This window comes from Alkalibacillus silvisoli, assembly GCF_039521975.1.
Classification (GTDB): domain Bacteria; phylum Bacillota; class Bacilli; order Bacillales; family Alkalibacillaceae; genus Alkalibacillus; species Alkalibacillus silvisoli.
On the sequence record NZ_BAAACZ010000005.1, the window covers coordinates 83,447 to 108,677 of the forward strand.

Genomic DNA, 25,231 nt, shown 5'->3' on the forward strand with positions numbered 1-25,231 from the left:
AGTAATCCGCAAGCTGGGTCCATGATAATTTTAGCTTTCAAGTAGTGCGACTTCTTTCGGTGAGAAGCGTGCATTGAAGAATCGTAGCGTTGGTGGTTCGTAGTCCATCTTCAATCCTTTAATTTGATGACGCTTACGATACAATTCAATAACAGAATCTGCTACAACGTCCATATGATTATTAGTGTAGACACGACGTGGAATCGTAAGGCGTACCATCTCAAGCTTTGGAATATTGTTCTCACCCGTTTCTTTATTACGACCAGCTGAAACAATACCTCTTTCCATCGCACGAACTCCTGAATCTAAGTACAGTGCTGCTGCTAACGCTTGAGCTGGGTATTGCTCTCTGTCTAAATGATCTAAGAAAGCTTTCGCATCTAAATAAACCGCGTGACCTCCAACTGGACGCACCATTGGAATACCTGCATCCATTAGCTGCTCACCTAAATAACGCACTTGCTGAATACGATGCTCAATATAATGATCATCAATAGACTCATAGATTCCTTTAGCCATCGCTTCCATATCACGGCCAGCCATACCACCATATGATGGCATACCTTCATACACTACAACTAACTCCCGCGAACGCGTGTAAAGTTCCTCATCATTCATCGCTAAAAATCCACCAATATTAACTAATGCATCTTTCTTACCACTCATCGTACAACCATCTGAGTAAGAGAACATTTCGAGTAAAATATCTTTAATCGGCATATTCTGATAACCTTGTTCGCGCTCTTTAATGAAATAAGCATTTTCCACACAACGCGTTGCATCATACATCACGTCAATACCATGCTTTTGACACAAGTCATACGTTTCACGTAAATTATCCATGCTAACTGGTTGACCACCTGCCATGTTCACTGTAACAGCAACACATACATACGGAATACTCTCAGCACCCACTTCAGCGATCAAGGTCTTTAATTTATTAAGATCAACATTACCTTTAAAATCAACTTCTACATCTGGGTCGTGTGCCTCGTCGATGACAACATCTACAAAAGTTCCGCCGTTTAACTCTTGGTGTGCACGTGTCGTAGTAAAGTACATATTACCTGGAACATAATCGCCTTCTTTTACCTTTAATTGTGATAAAAGATTCTCAGCTCCTCTTCCTTGATGCGTTGGTAGAACATATTTATAACCATACACTTCACGAACGGCCTTTTCTAACTTATACCAGCTCTTACTACCCGCATAAGCTTCATCACCAACCATTAATGCTCCCCACTGCTGATCACTCATCGCATTCGTACCACTATCAGTCAGCAAGTCAATATACACATCTTCACTGTCTAATAAAAATGTATTATACCCTGACTTCTCTAATGCTTTTTGCCGCTCTTCACGAGTCAAGATATTAAGCGGCTCCACGGCTTTAATTTTGTAAGGCTCAGCTGTACGTCTTTTCATCAACGATCAACCCCTTTAAATATTTTCTCAATATTCAGTTTAAGCGAACTAAATTTTTAATACAAGCACACAGATAAAAAGATAAACGCTTTAATGGACTGAATTATACGAGGGCTTAGCTATTTCATGCGAGCGCTGATAAATTCCCCGCGAGCGCTGATAAATTCCCCGCGAGCGCTGATAAATTCCCCGCGAGCGCTGATAAATTCCCCGCGAGCGCTGATAAATTCCCCGCGAGCGCTGATAAATTCCCCGCGAGCGCTGATAAATTCATAAAAAACTAGGGACCCTATCTAGGGGTCCCTAGTTTTTTATTCACCTAATAAATAAAAATAATGCGCTAATGTTTCCATTCCTTGATCAAAGTTTTCTAAGTGGAAATGTTCATTTGGTGCGTGTAAGTTCTCATCTGGTAAACCGAAGCCCATTAACACTACAGGTACATCTAAAATTCGGTCTAATTCAGCTACGATTGGAATTGATCCACCGCCTCGAATGTACGCTGTGTCATTTTGATAAACTGTCTCATAAGCTTTAGCTGCTTTTTGAATAACTGGATGATCAAACGGTGTCACGTATGGTTTCCCTTTATCAAATGGATTGACTTCTACTTCAACGCCTTTTGGTACGTTTTCATGAACATGCTTCGTTAGCTGCTTAACAATGTGATCTGGGTCTTGGTCTGGTACTAGGCGGCAAGTTATTTTCGCTGTTGCCTGATTAGGTAAAACGGTCTTGATCCCTTCGCCTTGGAACCCACCATAAAGGCCATTAACTTCAAGCGTTGGTCGAACAGAAGTCCGTTCGACATAAGAGTAGCCTTCTTCTCCGTCTAATTCAGAAACACCTAGTTCACCTTTAAGCTTAGCTTCATCAAATGGTACTTTTGCTAAGGCATCACGCTCATCTTTTGTAAGCTCAGGAATATCACGGTAAAAGTCTTCAACTAAAATTCGATTATTCTCATCACGGAATGAGTCAACGATTTTAACAAGAGCGTGAATAGGATTAACGACTCCGCCACCATACTCACCAGAATGTAGATCACTATTCGCCCCTTTGACATCAATTTGAATACCCGCAAGGCCACGCAATCCGTATGTAATCGTTGGCTTACCTTTTTCAACTAATGCAGAGTCAGACACAACGACCAAGTCAGCATGTAACATCTCAGCATGCTCCTCAGCAAACTTCGGTAAGTTCGGACTACCAATCTCCTCCTCACCTTCAATTAATACTTTAAAATTCACAGGAGGCGTTTCATCTTGGCTAATTACAGCTTCCATAACTTTAAGGTGCATGAACACTTGCCCTTTATCATCTGTTGCCCCACGCGCGAAAATTTTATTATCACGGATCGTTGGTTCAAACGGCTCTGAATCCCATAAATGAACCGGGTCCACTGGTTGTACGTCGTAATGACCATAAACTAAAACAGTCGGTGCATTTCCATCCGCTATGTATTCACCATAAACAACCGGCTTACCATCTGATTCCATCACTTTTGCTTCTTGAAAGCCAATATTCTCAAGCTCAGATTCGACCCATTCTGCTGCACGCACGGTGTCTTCATGATACTCTGATAACGCACTAATACTTGGAATTTTCAAGAAATCTTCTAACTCTTGTAAATGACGCTCGCGATTGTCTTTTAAAAATTGAATCACTTGCTCTTTCATATCTCATCCTCCTAGATCATTTTACCGCCATAAATGTTGAAAAATCAGCTTTATCTTCTATATTAAACTCAAACAATTTTCGAAGCAATGATTAACCAACTTCTTCTACTCTATATTCGAGTGTTGTGACTCTTCAATCTTCACTAAAAAACCTCCAAGTTGGCCTCCTTTCGTCTATTATAATGGAATAAATATAAAATTTCATATGTATGGTCCATGACAAGTTTGGCCGAACGCTCTAGTTTTACTGTTTATCACTCATATATTTTCATTTTCGCTCAATTATTTAAAAGTTTACGACAAATATTTTGTAATTCGCTTAGGAAAATAAAATATCGCTTCATTATTCTGTTCAACCGGTGCTCGCTCCAACCAAAAAAAGCAGGGGAAATTTTAATCCCCTGCCCTCTTTCTTTACTCTTCAATTACAAATTCAAATGCAGCTTGTAGCTTGACATCTTTACCAATTAATACGCCGCCTGTTTCAAGTGGAGCATTCCAAGTTAGGCCGTAATCTTCACGGTTTACTGAACCTTCAACATCAAAACCAGCAACCATGTTACCACCCATCGGATCTTTCGCAACACCATTTGCTTCTACTTTAAACGTTTCTTCATTAGTAACCCCTTTAATCGTCACATCAGCTGTCACTTCATATTCAGAGTCGCTAACTTTTTTAACTGATTTACTATTTAATGTAATCGTTGGGTAATTCTCCGTATCGAAAAAGTCACCTGACTTTAAGTGTCCGTTACGATCTTCATTATTTGTATCAATAGAATCAACTTGGATCGTCGCTTTCACACTTGCATTTTCTAAATCTTGAACATCTCCACTGACTTCAACATCAAAGTCATGGAATTCACCTTTCGCCTTAGATACCATCATGTGCTTCACTTGAAAAGCCACTGAACTGTGGACTTTGTCTAATGTTACAGTTGCCATATAAAATTCCTCCTCTTTTCTATTCACTTACTTTATGTAAGTAAGTATAAATAAAATAGTTAATATAGTCAAGTAAGTTTGTTATTTTCTTTTCAACGATTTTTGGTTATAATAGGAGATAAGAGGTGAAGACCTATGGATCAATCAATTTGCCCTAGATTTGAAAGAGCTATATTTATTATGAACAAGCGTTGGACGACATTAATTATCTTTCAACTACTTGAAGGATCTCAGCGCTTTTGTGAGATAGAGTCAACGATTGGAGTAAGTGGACGCGTTTTATCCGAACGCCTTAAAGATTTAGAAAAAGAAGGCATAGTCAAACGCTCCGTGTACGATGAAACACCGGTACGCATCGAATATTCTTTAACTGAAAAAGGCGAATCTTTAAAGCCAGCCCTTGACCAAATTCAAATATGGGCTGAAACTTGGATCGAACCAAATAGTTAATTAGTTCTGAGTATTAGGAATCAATTCCTAAAATTATTCCCTATTAACTAGTTCCCGAATTCTTTCGGGAACTTTTTTATTTAACTACTGTTCTTCCACCCCTCTAATACTCTACTATTATGTCACTTTAACTCGATAAACTAGGACAATGGTCTAGTGTTATTTTGTCAAAATTCATTGTCTAACTAGCAAAAAAGGCTTTAACCCCCACCAATACAGTGATCAACTACCTAATTATTATTTTTTGAATATTAGTTCTTTTGTATCAAGGAAACTTACGTCAACTAGCCGAATTATTTATAACGTAACCTTTATTTTTAAAAAGGAGGTCTCATTAGGATTATTTAACTATTTCAAAATATTTATAATGGAGGGAATGTAGTTTTGAGAAAAGTATTAAGTAAACCGATTTTAATTTTACTTGCTTTAACACTAGTCTTAGGTACAATGGGCTTCTCCCCTGGAAATGGCAACGGTAATGGACCTGGGAATGGAATTGCTAACGGGATTAGCAACGGGAACGGAAATGGTAATGATAATGGTAATGGCAACGGAAATAATTCAGGTCAAAATTCAGGTGACCTACAACGCATAAGTGGTATTCATGGTGAGTTTGATCATGAATCAGAAGAAGAGTTAACTGTAATTGTAGAGCTAGAAGAACCATCAGTCTTACAAGCTAAACATAAAGGCGAACAACAACAAGATCGCGGTGACTTAGAGTTGCAACGACAAGATGTAATGGATGCAGCTAGTGAAGCCGCTCCTAGTAGTGAATTTAATCGTGAGTATGACTATGTCTTTAGCGGGTTTTCAGTTGAAGTTCAACAAAACGAAATTCGTGACTTAGCTGCTGTTGAAGGTGTCAATGCAGTATACCCGAACGTGACACATGAGGCTGAAATTCTCGAGTCAACTGAAATTGGTGCTCATGAAATTTCTCCTAATATGATGGACAGTGCTCCTCATATTGGCGCGAACGATGCATGGGAGGAATTAGGCTATACGGGTGACGGGGTAACTGTCGCAGTTATTGACACTGGTGCTGACTACACTCACCCTGACTTACAACATGCATTTGGTGATTATAAGGGCTGGGATTTCGTTGATAACAATGACGATCCTCAAGAAACACCAGCTGATGACCCACGAGGCGATGCGACAAATCACGGTTCTCACGTAGCTGGTACCGTAGCTGCTAACGGTGAGATCAAAGGTGTCGCACCAGATGCTACATTACTTGCTTACAGAGTATTAGGTCCGGGTGGTAGTGGTGCAACAGATGATGTGATTGCAGGGATTGAACGTGCAGTTGAAGATGGTGCAGATGTCATGAACTTATCATTAGGTAATACTTCTAATGACCCAGACTTCGCAACATCTATTGCTTTAGATAATGCAATGGCTGATGGTGTTGTAGCTGTAGCTTCAAACGGCAACAGCGGTCCAGCTGATTGGACAGTTGGTTCTCCAGGTACAAGCCGTGATGCCATTTCTGTAGGTGCAACAGAGCTTCCATATATGACTTATGATTCTTCTATGTCAACGCCTAGTGGATATGACTACTCAACAGCCAATGTTATGGGTCACCCTGGTGAGGAAGCATTAATGGCTTTAAATGAAGGCGAGTTCGAGTTTGAATATGTCGGATTAGGCGCACCTTCTGATTTTGATGGTGTTGATATGGAGGGTAAGATTGCGTTAATTGAACGTGGTGAATACGCATTTGTTGAAAAAGCTGAAAACGCAAAAGAAGCTGGTGCTGTCGGTGCTGTTATTTTTAACAATGAACCAGGTGAACAACCTGATGTTCCAGGCATGGCAGTTCCAACTATTAAACTATCTCAAGATGATGGTAGTGTCATGCTCCAAGAACTCGAATCTGGAAATAACACTGTTTCTTTTGATCTCGCTGAATCTGGTATGATGGGTGAAACAGTTGCAGACTTCTCTTCTCGTGGACCAGTTACAGACACGTGGATGATTAAACCAGATGTTTCAGCTCCTGGTGTAAACATTGTAAGTACTGTACCAACTCATAACCCAGATGACCCTTATGGCTATGCAGCTATGCAAGGTACAAGCATGTCAGCACCACACGTAGCCGGTGCAGCAGCTTTATTAGTTCAAGCAAACCCTAATTGGGATACACAAGAAGTAAAAGGTGCTCTTATGAACACTGCAGAAACGCTATATGATGAGAATGGCGATCGTTATCCTCATAACACACAAGGTGCAGGAAGCATCCGTGTTGTTGAAGCGATTACGACTGAAACATTAATGGCACCTGGTTCTTACTCTTTCGGAACTTTTGAAAAAGAAAATGGTAAACAAGTCGAACGTCAACACTTTGAAATTGAGAATCTTTCTGATGAAAGAAAGCGTTTTGACATGGATGTAGAATTATTCGATGGGGAAGATCACATAAAAGTTATGACGAGCAACAACTTAAATGTTAATCCTGGTAGTACTCAAAAAGTGAACATGAACGTTCAAGTTGATGCAAGTGGTCTTGAAGGCGGTTATTATGAAGGATTAATCACGTTAACCCATGATGATGAAATCGTTGAAATTCCAACCATCCTATTTGTCCAAGACCCATATGAAGTTTTCCCGATTGAAGACTTACTAGATTTCGGAAACTTTGAGCTAAATAACGGCATTTTCGATGTGACGTTAGGATTTAACTATGATATTGACTATGTTGACTTTGTCATTTATGATTCAAGTCTGGCTGCTGGGGCATTAATTCACGGTGTTGATGATCAAGCTGAAGGTGAACATCAATACCAAATTGATGCAAATGATATTTTACCGCTTCTTCCAATTGTTTTACCATCTGATTCATATAACTTTGTTGTATTCGTTGGTAAGGATGGTGCAGAAGAAGGTTGGGTTTTAGGTGAATTTGAATTAGATTAAGACAAAAAGGATGAGCTTAAAGGGCTCATCCTTTTTTATCCTTTAATTTATATTCTTTTAAGAACAATCAACAGCCTTAATAAGGCGTAAAGGAACCCTTTAATTTATTTTTATACCTTTCTAACTTTTTAATTCGTTTGAAAGTTAATAAAGAGCAAATCGTTGCAATTATTAGCATCAACTCATGCTGTTCTCCGCGGTTATCGATTATACGATAGCTTTTAAGGTTATTCATAGTCAACCTCCATTATAAGTCATAATTAATATACATTTTACCATACGACCCAGCAGTTTAACGTTTATTTAACTAACTCCTTTTTCTCTTGCTTACTCAACTTCTTAATCGCCACTTCTCGCTTCATGGCTTCTGATTTCGTTTCGAATTCTTCTTGATAAACAAGTTTAACCGGAAGCTTTGCGCGTGTATATTTCGCTGCTTCTCCTCTTTGATGTTTAGCCACACGTAATGAAACATCATTCGTATAGCCTGTATATAGCGATCCATCTTTACAGCGTAACATGTATATATAATACATACCTATAACTTCCTTTCTATTACCCTTTAAAAAAGTCGTCTTGCTCTTAATCTTACTCTCTTCAAATACTCATCACTAACATCCGGTGCACCACCGCGTAAAATCTCAGTCAAATAATGATCTGGTGGTGCGACCTCATCTTTTTTATCAATTACAATAAAAGTGAGCATCGGGACTAATTCACCGTGAAACTTTACATCCACGATCGCCGGGCGATACATTCCAGAATGTACGCCTTCTCGTTCATACAAATAATCACGTGCCGCTTCGGTAATCTCATAGACAATCCCTTCAACAACTTCACGTTCAACTTCCACAATGTCTGCACGCCCACCATCCGGACGATTGACTGTAAACTGCAGTTCATATCCTTTCAAATAGCCAACACCCAAGCGTTCAAACTCTTTAAGCTTATCAGCCAAGTTAATCCGCTCATCATCCATACAAGAACCATAGGCAAAATAATACGGCACATTATTTTTCAACTGTTGGTCTAATCGCCAGTTGCCAAACGCCACTTCTCGTAATCCTTCTGCTTTCCAAGCTTCATAATAATATGTATACGCCTTGAGTCGACCAAGATCCGTTTCAACCTCTACCACTTTTCGTTCATAGTGCGATTCTCCATCTGGAACATAGCCTTCTAATTTATCGATCTCTATCATCAATTCATCCGAAATACGATACAACTCACCATAAACTTGTTGATCAGAACCCAACACTAACGCTGGATAACCATTTGTCGTATCAACTAAATGACCTTTAACCCACGCCACTTTCGCCGAACAGTTCGCTTCTTCAATCAATCTATGATTTCTTTCACCAAATAATAATGTCCCATACACAAACACATAATGCTCCACTACTAACCCTCCCACTTTATCTTTAATACTAATTTAAAATCCCGTCACTGTCACCGTTTCAATGGTAAACTTTTTGGCAACAATGAGGATGAAAAGGAGTGATTGCATGCTTCAAATTGCTTTAACTGTCGTACTACTAGTTGGTGCGGTCCATCTATTAATCATCAACCGTAAAAAACATAAACAAAACCAGCAAGTCTATCACCTATTAGATCAAAGCAAAGACTTAAAACAAACACTCGCGATGGGGCTCTACTATCGATTCAATTTCAAAAAGGACTCTGAAACAGGTGAATTCACCGAGCAAGTAAGTAACCATTTTATTCAACAAGTCGAATATGAATTCGAAGACTTTGTCGCTAAAGTAATGGAAAATAAGTTTGGAGGCGAGTCGGTTGTGACTGGCACGATTGGCGACTATGGCGTTGACATCCGCCATCACCGAGACGACGGGCTATACCTTGGTCAAGTCAAAGCACACAAAAATGACATCCCTTTCGACCCAATTGCGATCATCCATTCCAACATCGTTCAAGAGAAAGCTGAAGGTGGATTCATCGTTACGACAAGTGACTTCACACCACAAGCACGAAAATACGCACAATCATTAAATATCGAGCTCATAAACGGCGAGCAATTCGTTAGCTATTTACTCGAAAGCCTAAAAAGCGGAGAACAACAACTATTCGGTCAGCCGAAAGAAGCTTAATTAAACACTCGAATGATTCGTTCGCTCAAATAATTTCAGTTTCGCACCATTAATGTGAAATGAGTAAAATTTAAAAAAACCGCTCAATCCACAATATAATCTATGTAAAAATATAGGTACATTACGCTTAGCTTCTGATTCTATGTTTCACCTTAAAATAATAGCTGTAATCTTGACCTCTTAATTATATTTCTCGTTCTAAACTCAACGATCCTCCTCAAAGTCAACCCGACACAAAAAATGCCAAACCTTTTACAGTTTAGCATCTCTTATTACAATCCATGATGAATCCATCTAAATTCTGGCACAAGCTCAGAAACGGTTACAAACTCCACTTCATCTTCTACTTCCTCGATCCACTCTTTCAATACTGTAGCCGTTTCTTCAACTGGTCTTCCTACATGACCAATCGCAACACATTCATCATAATCCTCAAGGCCGCTCTTGAATCGCCTGGCACTGCTCAGTAATATGCCCTACATCCGCCACATCATCTAAAAAGATATGATTCTCAACAATCGGAACGCCCAACTTTTCCGCGACATCCGGTGACAAACTGAAATAATTGGACTTACTATCAACATACATTAATCCATTCTCTTGTAATACTTCAAATACTATATTCATGATTCTCTCATCAACTGTCACAACAGATCCCATGTGATTATTAATACCTACAGCATAGGGTAGGGCACGTCATCAGCCGCTTCTTTCACTTTTGTTCTAATCTCATAATCACTCATCTGTGTCGTAATTGCTCCAGGACCTAACTGACGTGATGTTCCTGGAGGCCCTTCCATCGACAAGTGGACAATGACTTCATGACCTTCTTCATAAGCCACCGAAGCCTCTTCTTGTGTATGTTCAGAAAATGGCATCACCGCAACCGTCAACGGAACTGGCAAATCAAGAATATCCTCTGTCCCGGCCATATCGTTTCCTAAATCATCAAATTATGATCGCGACTTTCTTAGGCTGAGTATCTTCTTCACCAGATACATCAAGCGCGAACATATAAATCATCATTAATACCACACATAAGACAACAACACGCTTCACCCTACCACGCCCTTCATTTCATTGTTGTCTTATTATTTCCATTAGAAAAAAGCTTATACCGCTCTGATTGTGACTCTATGTTTCATACAACAATATCATGAAAGCTCTTCCTCTACCATAAAATAATAATGAGATACACCAACACAAAAATGAAGATCGAAATATAATTAATCGTCCGTTGAAATTTAGGTCGCAAATAATAAGCCAAAAAACTTAATAAAACAAATACCAACTATGAAAATGAATAACATGACAATATCAAAGACCACCATACCCCACCTTTCAAATACAACCTGCTAACTAGCTAAATTCTCTTGAACCTTTGATATTAGTCAAACATGTATATTCTAAAAGTCAGAACAACGACTCACCTCAAGATCATCACAGTCCATTTCCCTTTACAAATATACTAAAGAGTAAATTAAATCGCCAACTAAATTTTTCACAAAGTACAAAATATTATCATTTTAGTGCACAGTTTTGTTAAAATAGATTTAATTTGTTGGATAAAGGTGGAAAAGGAATGATTATCGAACTAACACGCTTTCGGGTAAAAGAAGGAAAAGAACATCGCGCCAATGAATGGTTAGACTTTCTAAATGATCATATGGAAGATGTGTTACTCACATTAGAAGGTGAAAAAATGTATGTCGAAAATATATTTCGTGAAACGGTAGATGGTATCGACTATTTATACTGGTATTCTATTGAGGGTGAAGATGGTCAAGATGTAGAAGAGTCAGAGCATTGGGTTGATCAGAAGCATTTGAAGTACTGGAAGGAATGTATTGATGAATCCTATGAACCTGTAGATTTAGATTTAGAGGTGACAATGATTCCTAAGCACATTCGTGAGATCTTAGGGTAAGGAGTGTTAAAATGGATACAAAACAACTGGATACCTTATTCATCATCGCGATATCCATTAGCGTCCCACTGTGTATTATAATTCCAATACTAGATATCATCTTCACCCTACCGCCAGTCCTGTTATATACACTACTGCCATTCGGCATCATACTAGCCTTAATCGCCATTGTTTCATCTATTATGCGAATAAAATAATCAAATAAAAATAAAAACGTACCGAGAACAACTCGGGTACGTTTTAGTTATTGCTTCTTTAATTGTTTGGCAATCAATAACGCACGCTTTAAATAGATAAACGCAAGCGCGCCAATTCCAATTATAAAAAGGACTCCAAATACCATGAATAAGTAACTTAAATATTGAGGAACACTCAGCGCTACTGCCGCTACGATTAAAGCACCGATTAATAAGAACGTTAACATTCGTGGTAGCATAAAAATTGTACCTCCAACTTCTATGAAAAGTATTGACATCTTCATTATAAGCTATTATATTAATACTTGTCGATTATTTAATTATGACACTTTCATAACATGACTCCGTAGCTCAGCGGGAGAGCACTTGCTTGACAGGCAAGGGGTCGGTGGTTCAAGTCCACTCGGAGTCATAGCCAAGAACCCTAAATATTTTAGGGTTCTTTTTTTATCTCATGAGTCTATTACTATTAGCATCTCTATATACACTTAAAACATGCTGATCTCTTGGTTCGGATATTATGATATACTGGTCATACATCAATTTTGTAATGATTCAGACTGACTGTTGATAAATTCCACTTCAAATAAGCGGTTTATTTCATCGCCAATATCCCTAAAAAGTCCAAAAAATGTGAACTCGGATGAATGGGACTTAAGCGAAAGAAAGGAGAATTATAAGCTATGGAAATTGCGCGTATTTTACTACCTATTGTAGTAGTGGGTGGGGCTTCAGTATTTGTCGTTTTAAGGATGAAACATAAATATAACAAAGGCACCCTGGGTCAGAAAAAATCAAAAAGCGCTCAAAATTTATTGGATAGTTTAATACCACTTGGAATGGTGATTGGTTGTGCTATTGCTGTACTTCTTAGCACATTTCTCCCATTCTCCTTACAATCTTCATTTGGTTTTGGGGCTGGAATAGGTTTATTATTTGGATATTTTGCTTATGAGATTTATAGCAAAAGTGAAGAAAATCATCTTCCAGAATAGAATTCTGTTAAGTCAATGTTGTCAATTTATTTGTTATTTGATGTGTTGTTTGAATGTTATGTATTTTCCTCTTAACTAAACTAACCCCGTTAATAATCTACAAATGCGCCCCTCTCATTTCACATACATTACATACCCTTAAATTTCGTGCATATAGTTATAAGGTATCCCCACTCTCATTGAAGGTGAGTGAGATTTAGATTTTGGAGGGATTGTGTGAAACAAATTGACACTCACGTATACTTACAGCGCCTAGTTTCATGGGCACAAGACATTCAACAATACCACCAGTTTTATATAAGATCGCATCAATCAAGAGATCAAGATCAGTTATCTGCGCGATTAGATTTCCTTATTCAGGATATTAATGAAACTATAAATCGATCTTATTCGTTACAATCTAATGAGCTATTAAACTTCCAGCATCAAGCGAACGATATTTATCATGAGGTTCTTTGGAGATATCAAAGCTCAGAGATTAACACCTTTAATAAAGCAAATAAGGTTCAAAAGCATGATGATGAAAAACCCTTTCACCCTAGTATGATACCGCCTAATTGGGTTCCGTTTTACAATCATTCTCCCCAAACAATAGCTACCTTCAAGGCACTCGTTGATACTATGATTCCATCACCCTGGACTGATCAATTTAAAATGGATGAATACTTAATGATGATATTGGATCATTTCATTTCTACTCAAGAAGAATGGGTTCCAGAAACGCTCCATTTATCTACTCCAACAGCTGAAATACTTGATATAGCTGCTACAAAACTTACCTTCCTCAAGTCTACAAAAAATCCAACTTTTGATACTGTTTCTCAAGAAGGGGCATTTACAACCTTATCACATAACGATCGAATTAAAGCAGTCAGCTTATTAGAAAATCTTCAAATTGATTTGAATGCTCTTCCCTCTCCCTTTTTTAACAATGGAGAACTCAATCAGTTTGTCGTTACTTATGCTTTTCAAATGGTTAAGTTTGGTTTTTATTCAGAGTGGATTTCTTATGGATCAACTCGATTTGCTTCTCCGGAAGATCGTGTTAGAGAAACGATCCCCTACACCTGGGATTTAGTGGGCTATCCTGGAGTTTCATATGGCTACCGTGCACTTCGTGGATTTTTGATTGATGAGTTTGATGAAAAGGTGGAATAAATGATGAGTATAGATGCAGATGTTATCATCATTGGAGCTGGTGCTGGAGGCGCAGTTGCTGCTAAGGAGCTTGGAGAGTTAGGGCTCAAAGTTCTTGTCCTTGAAGCTGGCCCATGGTATGGCAATAAGAAATGGGAGGAGCCGAATAAGTGTCGTGGTCCTGTTAGTAGTTCGAGTCGAGATGACTTAGACGTTAACCTTTTAAGGAAACACTACACGAGAGAAGAACATACTATGAATGATATTGTTTCTGGACGTTTTCGCTGGGGACCTGCCGACCGTCGCCGGCCCGGATGGTACCGCAGCCTTCCTGAGAATGGATTAGTTTGGCAAAACGCTGGTGTAGGCGGAACCACACAGCATTACTGGGCAAATTCACCTCGCGCTTATATCTCAGCAGTTGAAGGAGTTTGGCCCATTTCCTATCGTGAATTAATTCCTTACTATGAAAAGGTAGAGGATACACTACCGGTTCGCCCTGCACCCACTACACCGAAAGAAGAATTATTTTACTTTGGAGCTGAAAAAGCTAGTTGGTCACTAATTGATACGGCAAATCCTATTTCACCTGGTTATCGTCCACAACCCAATGCGATTCTAAGACCAAATGAACAGTTAATGAATCCTAATTATTCTTTAGAAGAGCTAAGTCATATGGATGGATGTACACTAGCTGGTCACTGTATGAATGGTTGTACGTATGGCTCATCCACTGATCAAGTCGCTAAACGGTCAACTCATGTCAGTTACGTTCCTCTAGCACTCGAGACTGGAAATGTTGAAATCAGACCTAATACATATACCACTAAAATATTAACCGAAAATCATCCAAGAGACGGGGTAATTGCCTGTGGTGTCCAGTTCAAAGATACGTGGACAGGAGAAACAGGAGAATTGTTCGCAAAAGTCGTCGTCATGGCTGCAGGCTGTATCGAAACCCCAAGACTTTGGCTTAATTCAGACCTCCCTTTTAACGATTGGGTTGGACGCGGTTTAACGAATCATTATTGGGATTGGATAACAGGAGAATTTGATGAAAAGGATCTGATGAGGATATTAGGTCAAAATAACGTCAACCCATTCGTTGGTCCTACATCAGCTGCTCGTTTGGATTATCCAGGACTTGGTGTTATTCAACCATCTGGCATTAGCCCGGGTCTATTTTCCTCATTAACCTTTGGCTTCAGTCAAAGTGGAGAGTCATCACTTCTAAATCTACCTCCTGAAATTCCTTGGGAAACAGAAGGTAGAGTTTCAGGAAAAGAATTAGAAGCATGGATGGACAATTACCGTAATACGTTAAGTATATTAATTTTCGCTGATGATCAACCCCATAAAAGAAATGGTGTCACCATAGACCCTTCAATCACAGATGAGCACGGACCTGTTCCTGTCGTGCAATATACACCTAGTAAAAAAGACAGCCAAAAACGAGAACAATTAACGAAAATTTCAGCAGACATTTTACGCCGAGCAGGAGCGAAGAAGATTCATCGTACCAATTGGCCATCAAACCTTTTTGCACACATGGAATCGACCATGAGAATGGGGTTTGTAGTCGATACAAATTGTGAAGCCTACCAAGTAAAACGCCTTTTTATTGCGGATAATAGCGCACACTACAATGGAATTGGCGGCCCTAATCCTACTTTAACGACTCAAGCATTAACTACTCGTACGGCAGAAAAAATTGCTCTAAATTATTTTAGCTAAAATCAAGGGATCACCCGGGAATGTTCGCAGCCAATAAAATATGATCCTCAATCTATAATCATTTGGACTGAGGATATTTTTTATTCTTAATCCTAAACGTACATACTTACTTGTTTTTCTCATCCATTAATTGCGCCAGTTGATTGGAATTCACTTTCTCTTCTTCATAGAGATTTTTGATGATCGCCTCATAATCTTTCTCACTACGATTTTGACTTAATTTATAAGCAGCTTGAACTTCTTCTAATTTAATTTTAAAACCGACAATCCCTTTTATTTGCCTCTTAGTTTGTGAAGAAAAATTCTTCCATAAGACGGGATTCTGTCGATGGCTTTCATATTTATGTAATAACCGTATAAGATCTTCTTCTAATTCTTCTTCGTCCATCAAACTAACTGTTCCATAAACATGAACAGCTTGATAGTTCCATGTCGGTACATCTTCTGTCTTATACCACGATGAGGATATATAAGCATGGGGACCTTGATAGATTACAAGCACTTGCTCATTATTTTCATTAAATGTTTTCCATTGTGAGTTCGCATAAGCCAAATGCCCAGTTATATAATAATCAGACCCTTTCTTGTGTAATTCCAAAGGCACATGTGTCGCCAAAGGCTTACCTTGATTTGTTGACACAATCGTCCCAAAAGAGTTCTTTTGAATGAACTCGATTATTTCTTCAAAATCTTTAACTTCATAATGCTTAGGAGTATACATGATGATCACCCTTTCAAAATCGTTAGACGAGTTTGTTTACGTGCTTTACATCAATTCTCTAAAAACACTAGTATGTTTTAATTGTAATCAATATTATTGAAATAAGTAACCTTAAATAACAAATGAAGACTTCACATACCCTCATAGAATCTTTCAAATACAAACAAATCATTCACATTTACATTACAAGAAGATCTTATTATCGATTAGATTTTGAAGTAATGGCCATTTCGGATTAGCACTTGCCACCTGAGGTTATTAGAGGCGTAAAGACTGCCTTAAGAAGTTCTACATAAAGCACACTTCTACTTTTCCTTCTTTTTCAGCTATCTCAAGACAGTTTTCAAGGAATTTTTTGATCTGCACATTGTCAGGATCGTTCCCTTTTAATGAGTACTTGTTTTCGTGTGATTGGATAAACTTTCGGAGTGCAAGTTCGATCTGTTGGACAGAGAAATTAGATCGTGCAAACGCACCACTAACTCCTGCATTATGTTCTTCTGAATCTAGCACATTGTATAGAACATCAGCATTATAATTCGACATACTAAAACGAGCATAAGCAATTTGTTTACCGGATTGATCGTAGCCCAAAATATCATGACCCATAAACGTTCTCCTCTCAACATATACAATTTTAAAGTGAGTACTAAGGGAAATTAACTTAGAGAGTGTTCTTCATTCTAAGAGTAGAAAAATGATTTAAACAGAGGGAATGTGAAGTCTATGATAATAATTATACTCGAACAAGCGTTCTTGTCAACTATTAAAATTCACAATTCGCATACTAAAAATAGAGACCACACACCGTGGCCTCTACATCTTTTATACATAATTTTCTTTAGTCGTTTTTTCCCGCAAGTGGAACAAGAATTCAATTAACAACACTGTTGCACTTACACCTACTGCAATAGCGAGCCCTGTACGTTGTTGCAAATCCATAACCGAACCAATTATATAAAAGACACCTATGCGAATTAAGGAAATCACAAGTGCATATAGCACGATTGGATTAATAAAATACTTCACCAGCATTTCTATTAAACTATCTAGTGTAAACAAATAGATAATAAAAGTAATACCCAGAACAACGAGTTGATTCGTGCTCAAGTTAAACGAAAACATCATATCAACTAAACTAACAGATCCGATAATTGCAAATGTAAACGCCCCTACAACAACTAATATTGGTAAAGCAAGAAAAGCAGCCACAATCACTACCATAGTTGCATGCATTTGCTCAGAGTATGATTCTTTTTTATTTTGCCGCTTAATAAAGTTATAGATTAATATAAATGAAATGATATAAACGGCTGTTAATGTAATAAAAAGCACCTCGTCTACTCTCCACTCCTCCTAGCTTCAGATACATACATCAATACCCATATTCTGAGCTTCTTGCATCGTAAGATACTCCATTACGTACACATCAGTGGCATAAGAGAACACTACATCCTTCCCTTTGTAATAAAACCTAGGCTTTTCTATGTATTAGCTAACGATTGAATGAAACATGACTCACATTTTTATTGTACCCAGCTTCACCTAAGTCAATTGTTAGGCCACTTTCCCTTGCTTCGTTATTTAGATTAGCATAATCAGTAAACAAAACACCTTCTACAATTATGCTTGAATTCGATAAATATCTTTCATTGTCCACTTTAGCTAACTTTATATAATCGATTAGCTCTCGTAATCCGGTCACCATATATCGAACTTGATTAGTGTATTTCACTTCACCAATTATAACTTTCCTCAAATCTCCTGTTTCTTGCTCAAAAACTTCAACAATAATATCCGGCCTTCCACTCCAATAAGAAGTTTGATCAGAAGAAAGCCCAAATAGTTTTTCTGCTACTTGGTTAGCCTCTTCCATCGATTCTAACTTTCGATCAATAAATGGGTGACTAACTTGTTTGACTTCATCAATTGAGATATTAAATTGGAGGTGCCCTGAACCAATTGAGTCATGATAAATTTTATAAACGTATTGATCATCTTTCCATTGAGCGACCATGTTTTGACGGCCATCCATGATTTGAAATTCTGCATGTTCAGAATTATGTTGGATGAGCTTTATTACGCAATATAGTTCAAATAACACGTCTTCCTCTTGAGGGAATACGAATGTTTCTTTTAATAATTCTTGAACTTCCGCTTCATCAACGTCTCCAGACATGACCTTTCGATACTGTTGTAAGATATAAGCTGCTTGTCTATACAAAGGGTTGCGGTGTTTCATCGTATCTAAAATCATGCGATCTGTTACGGGCTTTTGTTTTTGTACAACCCTAGATAAGTAGATATTCTTCTGTAAGGTGTGACGGACTGTATTTTTTAACGTATCCCACTCTTTAAACCACGAGTACTTCATATAATATTGGCTATCTATTTCGCGAAATAGTAGTCTGTTCATTACTTGCAACAATTCTAAGAGTACGAGGTTTTCTTTTATCGCAAATTCACGGTCCCTCTCGTTTACTGAGTAAATTGTTTTGTCTTTAGCATTTGATCTAAGTCGTTCTTTGATTGTACCTGGCCAGTTAATTTGACCTCTAATTTCACCGTGGTAAGTGTTCTGTGTTACTTTTGTCGATGTTTTAAAGCGTCTAATTAACATTGGTAAGTCTCTAACAAATTGTTTTACTTCATCTCTTAATAAGAAGTGTACTTTCAAGAGTTGCTCCATATTTGAGATATTTAAATCTGTTTTGTTTAGAAACGAGTTGATGCCTACAACCCCTGATTTTAAATATGTTACAAGAAACTCACTAATCTCTTCTATCATTTCTTCAGCATTACGTTTCATAAACTTACACCTTCACATGAAAGAAGTCTTCTGCAAATGATTTGAGCTCGTCCTCATTAATTTGATCCACTTGACTGATGCGGTTAATGAACTCAAGGATATCTTGATCTAACAGTCCTTCAAACTGTGGCAATACATATAAAATAATTGCAGAGGTAAAGTCACCATCTATTGCTGTATATTTAGCTATATCTTCTACAATAGCTGGGCCTATTTGTCTTATATCATTGATTTGTTGCCAAATAAACGTTAACACACTTGTATAAGAATAGTTCGTTACTCCCCATTTATTTAGGTAGAGTTCAACCATTTCATCATTAATGTCTTTAGGCACACCGACTGGTATAAATGCAAATCGTCTCATAAATGCATAACTCATCTCATATAAAGAGGCTTTATCAAGTGTGTTCATCGTTCCAATGAGACGCCAGTCATTTGGGATCATATATTCATAATCATTTGGCACAACACTTGTTTCATCTTCTTGAGGCAATAAATTTATTTGACGAGCACTATCAGACTGAAAATTAAGTTCGATTGAATCTCCTGTCAAAGCTGAGAATAATGAACCAAATGCTTTATCAATATCTGCTCGATTCATTTCATCAATAATTAACCATTTATTAATTGGCTGGTTAGTTTGCCCATCTTTAAAACAATTCAGGAACAAACCAGGTTGGAATGATAAAGTTCCATCAATATTAGGACGGTAACCACCCATCGTTTCATAAGTGAACCAATCAGATGTTGCTGTTTTCATCTTGAATTGCGCACCATAAGAATTACAAATTGCTTTGGCCAGTTTCGACTTCCCTGTTCCAGGTGGTCCTGTAAGAATAATGTGCTTACCGTTTTCTAATGCTGTTTTGACTTGCTTCAGAATTAATTCTTTGTTTTCGAAATATAAGTTATTAACTGTTAGCTCCTGCTTAAAATCAATTGTTGGAATTTCAACTATATTTTCAGTCACCTCAGGTTCCTCATCGTTTAAGCCTTCAACTAGCACCTTTTTTCGAAGGTTTTGATCAAATACTGCACTTTCCAATGTTGGGTTGTTTGACTTACGATAAGGCGACTTATTGTAATTTTTAAATTCTGATAAGGCGACTTGTAAAGCTTGATGGTGACTTTCGTGAAGATCTTCATTAGATTTAAAGTCCTCAAATGGCAAATAAGTCAGAGCTACTTGGGCTTTCTCATCATACTGAGTGAACAGTTCAGTTTTGTAATTTGTATCTTTTACATCCTTATACAGTAGGGCTACAGCCACTTGTATGCTCTTATTTCGGTCTCGTGTGGTACTAAAGATTAACCAACGGCCAAAGTCTACATGAAACTTCTTTTTCGATGGAAAAGAGACTGCCGCTTTTGGATTACCAGGGCTTTCTATCCCTAATTCACTCAAGGACTGGCTAGCAAAGTTAAATACCCACTCAGCTTGCTCAACTGAATCGAAAACATTATCAAAGTCACTAGAGAGCTCACCATCAAAATCAACTTCATTATCTTGGATAAATCTTGGATATACACTCTCGTATTTTTCCTTCATCTTCTCAAAGGTGAATTTCGTTAAATCAGTGTCTGTCTCTATATCTCTTTCACCATGTTGAGGATGTTCCGTACCGTGCAAAACACCATATTTAACGCCTTCTTTATCAATAGCTAAATATAGTTGAGCCGCTTCTTTATGGCTCACTTTACTATTTGGATAAACCGCAACCCATGTGCTAGACCCTCCTAAATTTCGGTTCCAGTTAAAGCCATTAATTACGTCACCTTCTACAAATTCGTGATCTTCAAAATGTTCTAAATCACTAATAGCTTTATGGATGTTGGCTAATTCAAACTCAACTTTACGTTGTATTGGCTGATAGTGAAATTGAAATAAAATCTTAAAATTATTCCAATTTCGCAATATATTTTTTTCATTTTCTTCACTAATTTCATTCTTAATCTGTTCAAATTGCTCTAAATTAACTGTCTCTCCATTAAGTATTTGATCAATTAATTGATAGCGTATTTTGTTTACTTTAGTACCTTGTTGATAACGCTTTCTTAAGTCATTTAAAACATCTCGATTACATTTATGTATTTTTGCTAAAAACTTTTCATCATCTTTTGAAAACGCAGCCAAATCAACAGCTTCTTTATAAATAAAATCAACAGCACTCTCTACTTTCAACTTGTCATAAGACGTTAGACAAAAAAAGAAATCTTGAACATCTAAAATCGTCAACGAATAGCCTTGTTCTTGGAAATAATCATGAACTACTTGCAATATGTCATAATAGAATTGATAGTTTTCACTAACAAGTCCAGACTTCACGTTTATATTGAACGACTCTTTTATATAATCAAGAACTCCATCTTTATATATTGGGTACTGGTTATAGTTATATGCAGCAAGCAAATAACCAAATAATGCACCGCCCAACCTTATTTTGGAATTATGTGCCTTGCCTGTTTGGCGAAAATGATTAATTCTTTGTTCTATACTATCGTTATTATTGAAGTACAAGTTATTGAGTAAGCGAGCTACTTCCTCTGGCTTTTCATTTGCATATTCATTTAAGTCACTTAAGTCTGTCCAAAAAGCAAAGAAGCCTTTGCTAGGATTAGCTTTTTCAACATACTTCACCACTTCAACCACATTATCTTCAGTTATTTCTAATCCAGTAAAGTACTCATTTAAATCTGATAGAATATCATACTTATATTGCTCGTCATATGTATTTGACTGTTTGAAGCGTTGGTACCTGTTAAACGCTAGAGCAATATAGCCATCATTAGTTAATAATTTTCTTAATTTATCTTGATCCATCAAATTCCTCCTCTTTTTGTCATTTTTCCTTCTTATAATCTATTTTACAGAATAATTTTATAAACTAAAATAGAAAAGGCTCCCTAAAGAAAATAGTTAGAGAGCATTTTCATTCATTCAATAAATTTTTAACCTCATGGAGCATGTTTTTCTTCCACCCAGCAAATTCAACCATCTGCTCTAGTGCACTCGTCACGCTTCCATTTAGTAAAAGGATCGAGTAAACACACTGATCAAGAGATTCTATCCCCATAGCTTTTCTTACTTTTTAATTTAGCTCATTAGCAGTATTCAGAAAATAAATCTAGTACTTTAAACAACATTTAACCAATAAATGAAATGTCATAACTCGCCTTTAATTTATATTCCAACTTATCAGATTCACTAAAATGTATATATTCTTTACTGGTTAATGGACTTTTTTTTAATGCTGTTTGCTTTATTCCAAAACTGAAAAACCCCCTAAAGCATCAGTAGTGCCCCCAAAAGTTAGAATTTTCGCTCTAACTTTTGGGGCAGTACCATCAGCTAAGAGGTTTTTCTGCATAAACATTTTCATTATTTTTAACCTTTTTCACTTTAAACCTACCCTTAAACGAATAAACGGTTAAGAATATTGATGCAAATAATAATACAAATCCGAATAGTTGCCATCCTGTTAATACTTCACTGAAGACTAGGACGCCCACTAATACGGCAATGACGATTTCAACTGAAGCTAGGATTGTGGCTTTGCTAGATTCTATATAGGATAATCCGTTTGTGTATAATAAATAAGCTACAACGGTTGATATGATGACGATCCCGGCTATATTAATCCATACTTCACCGTTCGCGAACGCTTGATGGTGTTCCCAAATACCGCTTGTTGGAATTAAGAATATAGTTCCTGATAACATCGCGTAAAACGTAATCGTAAACGGATGGTACCAGTGGCTTACGTTTTTCCCGATCAGGCTATAAGTCGAACAGAAAAAGCCCGCAAGCAGTCCATATATAATGGTTTGAATGGTTAATGAGAATTCACCAATTGGTAGAAATTCAATGGCAAAAGCACTTCCGATAATGGTTAGGATGATCGCTATGATTTTTGGTAGGGTTAGAGCTTCTTTGAAAAGGATTCGTGCGATGATGGCTGCAAAGATAGGTGATGTGTAGACGAATACGACTGCGACTGAGATTGATGCAAATTCCATAACTTGGAAGTAAAACCAATTGAAAAATGCAATGCTCAAGACGCCTAGTGCGATGAAGTAAGGTAGGTCGATTAGTCGAATCTTTAAATAGTTTCTTGCTAAAAGTGCTAACATGAGCAGTAAGATTAAGCTAGAAAATGTTAAGCGAAGTGTGACGACTTGCCATGGTGTGAACCCGAAGTCGTACAAATTTTGGACGAATAAGCCTGTTAATCCCCAAAAACCTGCACCTAGGATGACCATCCCATAAGCAATAACGTGATTCATTCTCATCGTTAAACCCTCCCTTTTCTCTCTGTCTGTCAGGTTCAGGTCAAACTACTAAGAAGTTTGATTAATTTGTTTCAAGCTAGTTAATCTTACAACGCTTTAGCTAAATAATCAACCTTTTTCAAAAATAATTTTTGCCATTTTTATAACTTATTAGATACAGTTTCTTAATTCCCTTCATAACTCTGCTAAGCCTGCAAATGTAACAGAATTACACCTAAAATAATTATTGAACTACCCGCCACTTATCGATCCTTCGGTCAGATTGAAGTGGGGGATTCCTAAGAACACCAGCGTAACCGCTAGTTATGGATTAGGCTAACCCCGCAGTCCCTGCGGTTAGAAGCCTTATAGCTTCATGTTTAAGGTTTAGTCCCGCGTTAATATCTCTTTGGTGGTGGGCTCCACACACACACGTCCACTCACGCAAATTTAGATCTTTAACGGCTTGGTTTTGGTAGCCGCAACTTGAGCAGAGTTGCGAGCTAGGGAAGGTCTGACTCACTTCAACGACGGTTTTGCCGTACCATTCAGCCTTGTATGTTAACAGGGTCTTAAATTGATGCCATGACACATCCTGAATGGATTGAGCCGTTTTCTTATTTTTCATCATGTTCGAAACTTGCAGGCTCTCGACTCCGATAACATCGTGGTTTTTGATGATATCGGTCGAGGTTTGATGCAAGAAATCATGTCGCTGATTTTCAATTCTCTCATGAATACGAGCTATCTTCTTTCGTTGTTTATGCCAATTCCTTGAACCTAACACACGCCCAATTATTACCACCTAGACAAACCCCAATGTATGAAAGGATTAAGATGCTTATAGATGAACATAACATCCCTTCACCCGACATAGTCGAACTACCATACCATGCTTTAATTGGTTTTGTTGCGCAAAATCAAGGTGTTTCTTATCTGCCTTCAATTATGGTTGAGAAAATTAATTATAAAAGTGTCGTCTTTCTTCCGCTTCAAGGTACGCCACTAAAGCGTGAAATGTATTTGTATGCTAATGATGAGAACACATTGAAAAAGTTAAAGAGACAATTTAATTATTAGTATAATGGTGATTTTGCTTAGTTAAAAATACCGTTTTGGTATGAGGATATAACCAGAAGTTATCGCATTGCGAGGAAATGAGAGTTGCTGTTAAAGAAATTTAAAAAGGAATGACTGAGGGGTGGTACCTCAATCATTCCTTTTTAATTAAAACCATCTAAAATCTTCTATTAATATGAGGTTTGAATTAATTTTCACAAGGACGAAATTCATTCCCTCACCTTCTCGTTTGTTTCAGACGATCATTCTGCATTGGATTAGGCACACCTTAATCTCCGTACTTTTCAATCAATTCTTTGTCGACGCCTTTCTTTTTACCTTTTTTCGCTAAGTAATTGAGGAAGTATTTTAAGAGAAACGGCATTCTTACAACGCGTGAGTCTTGCATGTATAGCGCAATAGCTGCGTAGGTTTTGTTATTCGGGACACCTTTGTCATTTGTTTTCCCATCTTCCATCAGCCCATACAAGATGCGCATCGATTCCTCGAATTGGTGAGCTGGCGTAATTTTCACGCGGAAGGTGACTGATTGTTCTTCTGATGCATTTGAAAAAGTATGGTTCGTTTCTTTCGTGATGGTCTTTGTTTCACCTTGTTGTAACACATGGTCTTCTTCAGCTATAGTCACTTTTAACTTCCCATCGATTACTTCGAATTCTTCTTCAAAGTTGTTATGATAATGTAACCCTGGTCCTTCTTTTGCTGGTGGTAGGTCTACTTCAATGTACTCATAAGCACCTTCTGTTTCTCGACTTGTCTTTAAAAATGTAATACGCTCTTTGGTAAACTTATGTGTGATCGAACGGCCTGCTTTTAACTCTTGCATCGCATAC

The 25,231-nt window shown here is 37.6% G+C and carries 23 protein-coding genes, 1 tRNA gene and 2 pseudogenes; 9 read left to right on the forward strand and 17 right to left on the reverse strand.

Annotated features, from left to right (window positions below):
- Positions 1-30 precede the first annotated feature (30 nt).
- From ABDZ63_RS02630 to ABDZ63_RS02640, 3 genes are all read right to left on the reverse strand, one after another.
- The gene (locus ABDZ63_RS02630; RefSeq protein ID WP_343781590.1) at positions 31-1,425 is read right to left on the reverse strand and encodes a tyrosine phenol-lyase; all 1,395 of its coding nucleotides are present in this window, start codon (positions 1,423-1,425) and stop codon (positions 31-33) included.
- Between the two features lie 311 nt (positions 1,426-1,736).
- Positions 1,737-3,104 (reverse strand): dipeptidase, encoded by a 1,368-nt coding sequence (locus tag ABDZ63_RS02635; RefSeq protein WP_343781591.1) that lies wholly within the window; start codon positions 3,102-3,104, stop codon positions 1,737-1,739.
- Positions 3,105-3,518: 414 nt separating this feature from the next.
- Positions 3,519-4,049: a YceI family protein gene (locus ABDZ63_RS02640; RefSeq protein ID WP_343781593.1), complete on the reverse strand. Its 531-nt coding sequence runs from the start codon at positions 4,047-4,049 to the stop codon at positions 3,519-3,521.
- 135 nt (positions 4,050-4,184) lie between these two features.
- On the opposite strand from ABDZ63_RS02640, the gene ABDZ63_RS02645 reads away from it, so the two are divergent.
- Both ABDZ63_RS02645 and ABDZ63_RS02650 read left to right on the forward strand, forming a co-directional pair.
- Entirely contained in the window at positions 4,185-4,499 is a 315-nt protein-coding gene (locus ABDZ63_RS02645; RefSeq protein WP_343781596.1) for a winged helix-turn-helix transcriptional regulator, read from the forward strand.
- 384 nt (positions 4,500-4,883) lie between these two features.
- On the forward strand, positions 4,884-7,421 hold the full coding sequence (locus ABDZ63_RS02650) for a S8 family serine peptidase (protein WP_343781599.1): 2,538 nt from the start codon (positions 4,884-4,886) through the stop codon (positions 7,419-7,421).
- Between the two features lie 76 nt (positions 7,422-7,497).
- On the opposite strand, the gene ABDZ63_RS02655 is transcribed toward ABDZ63_RS02650, so the two are convergent.
- The 3 genes from ABDZ63_RS02655 to ABDZ63_RS02665 form a co-directional block, all read right to left on the reverse strand.
- A complete protein-coding gene (locus tag ABDZ63_RS02655) occupies positions 7,498-7,656 on the reverse strand; it encodes a hypothetical protein (protein WP_343781600.1) in 159 nt (52 codons plus the stop codon).
- 64 nt (positions 7,657-7,720) lie between these two features.
- Complete coding sequence (locus ABDZ63_RS02660) at positions 7,721-7,963, reverse strand: GIY-YIG nuclease family protein (RefSeq protein ID WP_343781811.1); 243 nt, start codon at positions 7,961-7,963, stop codon at positions 7,721-7,723.
- A 20-nt stretch (positions 7,964-7,983) separates the two neighbouring features.
- Positions 7,984-8,820 (reverse strand): gamma-glutamylcyclotransferase family protein, encoded by an 837-nt coding sequence (locus tag ABDZ63_RS02665; RefSeq protein ID WP_343781602.1) that lies wholly within the window; start codon positions 8,818-8,820, stop codon positions 7,984-7,986.
- 106 nt (positions 8,821-8,926) lie between these two features.
- Here ABDZ63_RS02665 and ABDZ63_RS02670 point away from each other — a divergent pair, with 106 nt between their 5' ends.
- The gene (locus ABDZ63_RS02670) at positions 8,927-9,529 is read left to right on the forward strand and encodes a restriction endonuclease (protein ID WP_343781604.1); all 603 of its coding nucleotides are present in this window, start codon (positions 8,927-8,929) and stop codon (positions 9,527-9,529) included.
- 432 nt (positions 9,530-9,961) lie between these two features.
- Here ABDZ63_RS02670 and ABDZ63_RS02675 read toward each other — a convergent pair whose 3' ends face one another.
- Both ABDZ63_RS02675 and ABDZ63_RS02680 read right to left on the reverse strand, forming a co-directional pair.
- On the reverse strand, positions 9,962-10,156 hold the full coding sequence (locus ABDZ63_RS02675) for a divergent polysaccharide deacetylase family protein (RefSeq protein WP_425541932.1): 195 nt from the start codon (positions 10,154-10,156) through the stop codon (positions 9,962-9,964).
- Positions 10,157-10,203: 47 nt separating this feature from the next.
- Positions 10,204-10,467, reverse strand: a pseudogene (locus tag ABDZ63_RS02680) (divergent polysaccharide deacetylase family protein); the annotation flags it as partial.
- Between the two features lie 644 nt (positions 10,468-11,111).
- On the opposite strand from ABDZ63_RS02680, the gene ABDZ63_RS02685 reads away from it, so the two are divergent.
- Positions 11,112-11,456 carry a DUF6176 family protein gene (locus ABDZ63_RS02685; protein WP_343781607.1) on the forward strand — a complete coding sequence of 115 codons (345 nt, stop codon included), beginning with the start codon at positions 11,112-11,114 and terminating at the stop codon, positions 11,454-11,456.
- Between the two features lie 244 nt (positions 11,457-11,700).
- Here ABDZ63_RS02685 and ABDZ63_RS02690 read toward each other — a convergent pair whose 3' ends face one another.
- Entirely contained in the window at positions 11,701-11,892 is a 192-nt protein-coding gene (locus tag ABDZ63_RS02690; protein ID WP_343781609.1) for a hypothetical protein, read from the reverse strand.
- 101 nt (positions 11,893-11,993) lie between these two features.
- Here ABDZ63_RS02690 and ABDZ63_RS02695 point away from each other — a divergent pair.
- The 4 genes from ABDZ63_RS02695 to ABDZ63_RS02710 all read left to right on the forward strand — a co-directional run bounded on the left by ABDZ63_RS02695 (position 11,994) and on the right by ABDZ63_RS02710 (position 15,519).
- A tRNA-Val gene (locus tag ABDZ63_RS02695) sits at positions 11,994-12,065 on the forward strand.
- A gap of 271 nt (positions 12,066-12,336) precedes the next feature.
- A complete protein-coding gene (locus ABDZ63_RS02700) occupies positions 12,337-12,648 on the forward strand; it encodes a hypothetical protein (protein WP_343781610.1) in 312 nt (103 codons plus the stop codon).
- A 216-nt stretch (positions 12,649-12,864) separates the two neighbouring features.
- The gene (locus ABDZ63_RS02705) at positions 12,865-13,806 is read left to right on the forward strand and encodes a hypothetical protein (RefSeq protein WP_343781612.1); all 942 of its coding nucleotides are present in this window, start codon (positions 12,865-12,867) and stop codon (positions 13,804-13,806) included.
- Between the two features lie 3 nt (positions 13,807-13,809).
- Positions 13,810-15,519, forward strand: coding sequence for a GMC family oxidoreductase N-terminal domain-containing protein (locus tag ABDZ63_RS02710; protein ID WP_343781613.1), 1,710 nt, complete (start codon positions 13,810-13,812; stop codon positions 15,517-15,519).
- A 106-nt stretch (positions 15,520-15,625) separates the two neighbouring features.
- Here ABDZ63_RS02710 and ABDZ63_RS02715 read toward each other — a convergent pair whose 3' ends face one another.
- The 7 genes and pseudogenes from ABDZ63_RS02715 to ABDZ63_RS02745 all read right to left on the reverse strand — a co-directional run.
- Positions 15,626-16,240 (reverse strand): FMN-binding negative transcriptional regulator, encoded by a 615-nt coding sequence (locus ABDZ63_RS02715; protein ID WP_343781615.1) that lies wholly within the window; start codon positions 16,238-16,240, stop codon positions 15,626-15,628.
- A gap of 288 nt (positions 16,241-16,528) precedes the next feature.
- Positions 16,529-16,849, reverse strand: coding sequence for a hypothetical protein (locus tag ABDZ63_RS02720; RefSeq protein WP_343781616.1), 321 nt, complete (start codon positions 16,847-16,849; stop codon positions 16,529-16,531).
- Positions 16,850-17,065: 216 nt separating this feature from the next.
- A complete protein-coding gene (locus tag ABDZ63_RS02725) occupies positions 17,066-17,575 on the reverse strand; it encodes a hypothetical protein (protein ID WP_343781617.1) in 510 nt (169 codons plus the stop codon).
- A gap of 160 nt (positions 17,576-17,735) precedes the next feature.
- Positions 17,736-19,049 carry a hypothetical protein gene (locus tag ABDZ63_RS02730; protein ID WP_343781618.1) on the reverse strand — a complete coding sequence of 438 codons (1,314 nt, stop codon included), beginning with the start codon at positions 19,047-19,049 and terminating at the stop codon, positions 17,736-17,738.
- Positions 19,050-19,053: 4 nt separating this feature from the next.
- Positions 19,054-21,870, reverse strand: coding sequence for an AAA family ATPase (locus tag ABDZ63_RS02735; protein WP_343781619.1), 2,817 nt, complete (start codon positions 21,868-21,870; stop codon positions 19,054-19,056).
- Between the two features lie 524 nt (positions 21,871-22,394).
- The gene (locus tag ABDZ63_RS02740; RefSeq protein ID WP_343781620.1) at positions 22,395-23,339 is read right to left on the reverse strand and encodes a DMT family transporter; all 945 of its coding nucleotides are present in this window, start codon (positions 23,337-23,339) and stop codon (positions 22,395-22,397) included.
- A gap of 310 nt (positions 23,340-23,649) precedes the next feature.
- A pseudogene (locus ABDZ63_RS02745) lies at positions 23,650-24,108 on the reverse strand (RNA-guided endonuclease TnpB family protein); the annotation flags it as partial.
- A 29-nt stretch (positions 24,109-24,137) separates the two neighbouring features.
- On the opposite strand from ABDZ63_RS02745, the gene ABDZ63_RS02750 reads away from it, so the two are divergent.
- Complete coding sequence (locus ABDZ63_RS02750; RefSeq protein ID WP_343781621.1) at positions 24,138-24,398, forward strand: LysR substrate-binding domain-containing protein; 261 nt, start codon at positions 24,138-24,140, stop codon at positions 24,396-24,398.
- 268 nt (positions 24,399-24,666) lie between these two features.
- On the opposite strand, the gene ABDZ63_RS02755 is transcribed toward ABDZ63_RS02750, so the two are convergent.
- Positions 24,667-25,224, reverse strand: coding sequence for a cupin domain-containing protein (locus ABDZ63_RS02755; RefSeq protein WP_343781622.1), 558 nt, complete (start codon positions 25,222-25,224; stop codon positions 24,667-24,669).
- Between the last annotated feature and the right edge of the window lie 7 nt (positions 25,225-25,231).

Excerpts from the sequence above, each read along its gene's own strand:
- ABDZ63_RS02630 (WP_343781590.1), bottom strand. The coding sequence starts at position 1,425 with ATGAAAAGACGTACAGCTGAGCCTTACAAAATTAAAGCCGTGGAGCCG.
- ABDZ63_RS02635 (WP_343781591.1), bottom strand. The coding sequence starts at position 3,104 with ATGAAAGAGCAAGTGATTCAATTTTTAAAAGACAATCGCGAGCGTCAT.
- ABDZ63_RS02640 (WP_343781593.1), bottom strand. The coding sequence starts at position 4,049 with ATGGCAACTGTAACATTAGACAAAGTCCACAGTTCAGTGGCTTTTCAA.
- ABDZ63_RS02645 (WP_343781596.1), top strand. The coding sequence starts at position 4,185 with ATGGATCAATCAATTTGCCCTAGATTTGAAAGAGCTATATTTATTATG.
- ABDZ63_RS02655 (WP_343781600.1), bottom strand. The coding sequence starts at position 7,656 with ATGAATAACCTTAAAAGCTATCGTATAATCGATAACCGCGGAGAACAG.
- ABDZ63_RS02670 (WP_343781604.1), top strand. The coding sequence starts at position 8,927 with ATGCTTCAAATTGCTTTAACTGTCGTACTACTAGTTGGTGCGGTCCAT.
- ABDZ63_RS02675 (WP_425541932.1), bottom strand. The coding sequence starts at position 10,156 with ATGAATATAGTATTTGAAGTATTACAAGAGAATGGATTAATGTATGTT.
- ABDZ63_RS02685 (WP_343781607.1), top strand. The coding sequence starts at position 11,112 with ATGATTATCGAACTAACACGCTTTCGGGTAAAAGAAGGAAAAGAACAT.
- ABDZ63_RS02690 (WP_343781609.1), bottom strand. The coding sequence starts at position 11,892 with ATGCTACCACGAATGTTAACGTTCTTATTAATCGGTGCTTTAATCGTA.
- ABDZ63_RS02700 (WP_343781610.1), top strand. The coding sequence starts at position 12,337 with ATGGAAATTGCGCGTATTTTACTACCTATTGTAGTAGTGGGTGGGGCT.
- ABDZ63_RS02710 (WP_343781613.1), top strand. The coding sequence starts at position 13,810 with ATGAGTATAGATGCAGATGTTATCATCATTGGAGCTGGTGCTGGAGGC.
- ABDZ63_RS02715 (WP_343781615.1), bottom strand. The coding sequence starts at position 16,240 with ATGTATACTCCTAAGCATTATGAAGTTAAAGATTTTGAAGAAATAATC.
- ABDZ63_RS02720 (WP_343781616.1), bottom strand. The coding sequence starts at position 16,849 with ATGGGTCATGATATTTTGGGCTACGATCAATCCGGTAAACAAATTGCT.
- ABDZ63_RS02730 (WP_343781618.1), bottom strand. The coding sequence starts at position 19,049 with ATGAAACGTAATGCTGAAGAAATGATAGAAGAGATTAGTGAGTTTCTT.
- ABDZ63_RS02735 (WP_343781619.1), bottom strand. The coding sequence starts at position 21,870 with ATGGATCAAGATAAATTAAGAAAATTATTAACTAATGATGGCTATATT.
- ABDZ63_RS02740 (WP_343781620.1), bottom strand. The coding sequence starts at position 23,339 with ATGAGAATGAATCACGTTATTGCTTATGGGATGGTCATCCTAGGTGCA.
- ABDZ63_RS02750 (WP_343781621.1), top strand. The coding sequence starts at position 24,138 with ATGTATGAAAGGATTAAGATGCTTATAGATGAACATAACATCCCTTCA.
- ABDZ63_RS02755 (WP_343781622.1), bottom strand. The coding sequence starts at position 25,224 with ATGCAAGAGTTAAAAGCAGGCCGTTCGATCACACATAAGTTTACCAAA.